At 71.9% G+C, this 2,765-nt stretch carries 2 protein-coding genes and 1 pseudogene; all 3 read left to right on the top strand.

Annotated features, from left to right (window positions below):
- A partial coding sequence (locus tag HTZ82_RS03575; protein ID WP_254711591.1) for a response regulator occupies nt 1-475 on the top strand: 475 nt, incomplete at its 5' end.
- Between the two features lie 243 nt (nt 476-718).
- The gene (locus HTZ82_RS03580; RefSeq protein ID WP_175407785.1) at nt 719-1,399 is read left to right on the top strand and encodes a two-component system response regulator; all 681 of its coding nucleotides are present in this window, start codon (nt 719-721) and stop codon (nt 1,397-1,399) included.
- Between the two features lie 154 nt (nt 1,400-1,553).
- Nucleotides 1,554-2,765, top strand: a pseudogene (locus HTZ82_RS03585) (cell division protein FtsK); the annotation flags it as partial.

Raw genomic sequence — 2,765 nt, forward strand, 5'->3', positions numbered from 1 at the left:
GACCGCGCACGCCGGTCAGGCGGGTCAGGCAGGCCAGGCGGGTCACGAGGCGGCACCGGGCGGGCAGGAGGCCCAGGAGCCGCGCCGGGACTTCCAGTTCTCCGGCGAGAAGGTCCTGATCGTGGACGACGACATCCGTAACGTCTTCGCCCTCACCAGCGTCCTTGAGCAGCACGGCCTGTCCGTGCTGTACGCCGAGAACGGCCGCGAAGGCATTGAAGTCCTGGAGCAGCACGACGATGTGACGGTCGTGCTCATGGACATCATGATGCCCGAGATGGACGGGTACGCGACGACGACGGCGATCCGCAGGATGCCGCAGTTCGCGGGGCTGCCGATCATCGCGCTCACGGCGAAGGCGATGAAGGGCGACCGGGAGAAGGCCATCGAGTCCGGTGCCTCCGACTACGTCACGAAGCCGGTCGACCCGGACCACCTGCTCTCCGTGATGGACCAGTGGATGCACGGAGAGTGATCATGTAAGCGACGAGTCACCGCGGTCGCTGGCGGACTGTGGCCGAAGACGTGTGAGAGAGCGGTATCCGGGGAACCTTCTGGTCTCTCGCCGCGTTTCTGCTACGTGCACAGTGACATCGCGGTGACAGGGTGTGGCGACAGGCGGGGTGCGGCTACCATGACCGGCACAAGGACGGACGGCGCAAGGGAGTCGTCCCCTGGGGCGGCGCCCGGCCAACTGCCGGGGCGAGGAGGACGGGCCATGGTGCAGAAGGCCAAGATCCTCCTGGTCGATGACCGGCCGGAGAATCTGCTGGCGCTGGAGGCCATCCTCTCCGCGCTCGATCAGACGCTGGTACGGGCATCGTCAGGGGAGGAAGCGCTCAAAGCGCTGCTGACGGACGACTTCGCGGTCATTCTTCTGGATGTCCAGATGCCCGGGATGGACGGGTTCGAGACGGCCGCGCACATCAAGCGCCGCGAGCGCACCCGGGACATCCCGATCATCTTCCTGACCGCCATCAACCACGGCCCCCACCACACCTTCCGGGGGTACGCGGCGGGCGCGGTCGACTACATCTCCAAGCCGTTCGACCCGTGGGTGCTCCGCGCCAAGGTCTCGGTCTTCGTCGAGCTGTACATGAAGAACTGTCAGCTGCGCGAGCAGGCCGCGCTGCTGCGCCTCCAGCTCGAAGGCAGCGCCAACGGCGGCCAGAGCCCCGTCGCGGCCAAGGAGTCCGCGGGCCTCCTCGCCGAACTGTCGGCGCGCCTCGCGGCCGTTGAGGAACAGGCCGAAGCGCTCTCCAAACAGCTCGACGACGAGTCCGCGGACGCCGCGGCCGTCGCCACCGCCGCCCATCTTGAGCGGAAACTGACCGGGCTCAGGCGGGCCCTCGACGCCCTCGAACCCGGCGCGGGCAACGGCGGCTCACTCCCCGCGTAACGCCACACGGCGCCGGGCCGGCCGGGGCAGCCGGCACCGTGCGGACACCTCCGCGTGACCGCGCGTCAGTTTCCCGTACCCACACCGAGCGACACGAACGGGTGAAGCCGGAGGACACGTGTCCCCCGCCGCCCACACCGGTAACCTCACCCCCATGGCCTCACGTACGTCCGGCAAGGGTTCCCACAGCACGGCGGGCACCGCGAAGCCGCGCGCCGGCCGTACGACCGGCGCCGCGCAGAAGGCGGCACCCGGCAAGCCCCCCGCGAAGAAGAGCGCGGCGAAGCCGCCCGCACCCGCCAAGAAGGCGACGGCGAAAAAGGCCCCCGCCAAGAAGGCACCGGCGAAGAAGACACCGGCCAAGAAGGCGGCCCCCAAGCCCGCACCGTCACCCACCGGCGGCCTCTACCGCGTCGTCCGGGCCGTCTGGCTGGGCCTCGCGCACGCCGTGGGCGCGGTGTTCCGGAGCATAGGGCGCGGCGCCAAGGGCCTCGACCCCGCGCACCGCAAGGACGGCCTGGCGCTGCTGCTGCTGGGCCTCGCGCTCATCGTCGCCGCCGGCACCTGGGCCCGCCTCCACGGCCCGGTCGGCGACCTCGTCGGCATGCTGGTCACCGGCTCCTTCGGCCGCCTCGACCTGCTCGTCCCGCTGCTCGTCGGCGCCGTCGCCGTCCGGCTGATCCTGCACCCCGAGAAGCCCGAGGCCAACGGCCGGATCGTCATCGGCCTCTCCGCGCTCGTCGTGGGCGTACTGGGCCAGGTCCACATCGCGTGCGGCTCCCCGGGCCGCGACGCGGGCGCGCAGGCCATGCAGGACGCGGGCGGGCTCATCGGCTGGGCCGCGTCCAAGCCGCTGATCTTCCTGATGGGCGAGGTCCTCGCCGTACCGCTGCTCGTGCTGCTCACGGTCTTCGGGCTGCTCGTCGTCACCGCGACCCCCGTCAACGCCATCCCCCGGCGCCTGCGCGCCCTCGGGGAGCGCCTCGGCATCGTGGACCCGTACGAGCGGAGCGAAGCCTACGAGTCGTCCGAGGCGTACGACGGGCGGTGGAGCGACGACGACCAGCGGTACGACGAGCAGTGGCGCGAGGCCCTGCCCGCCCGCTCCCGCCGCCGTGGCGCGGCCGCCGGGGGAGCCGACGCGTACGACCCCGACCAGGCCGAGGAAGAGGCGCTGTCGCGCCGCAAGCGCCCGCGCACGCGCCGGGCGGGGACGGCGGCGGCCGGCCAGGAGCCGGACTTCGGCCGGCCCATGGACGCCGTCGACATCGCCGCGGCCGCCGCCGCCGACCTGGACGGCGCCGTGCTCAACGGCATGCCCCCGTCGCCGCTGGTCGCCGACCTGACGCGGGACGTCACCGCGGAC

It is taken from the genome of Streptomyces sp. TRM64462 (assembly GCF_013362995.1).
Lineage (GTDB): Bacteria > Actinomycetota > Actinomycetes > Streptomycetales > Streptomycetaceae > Streptomyces.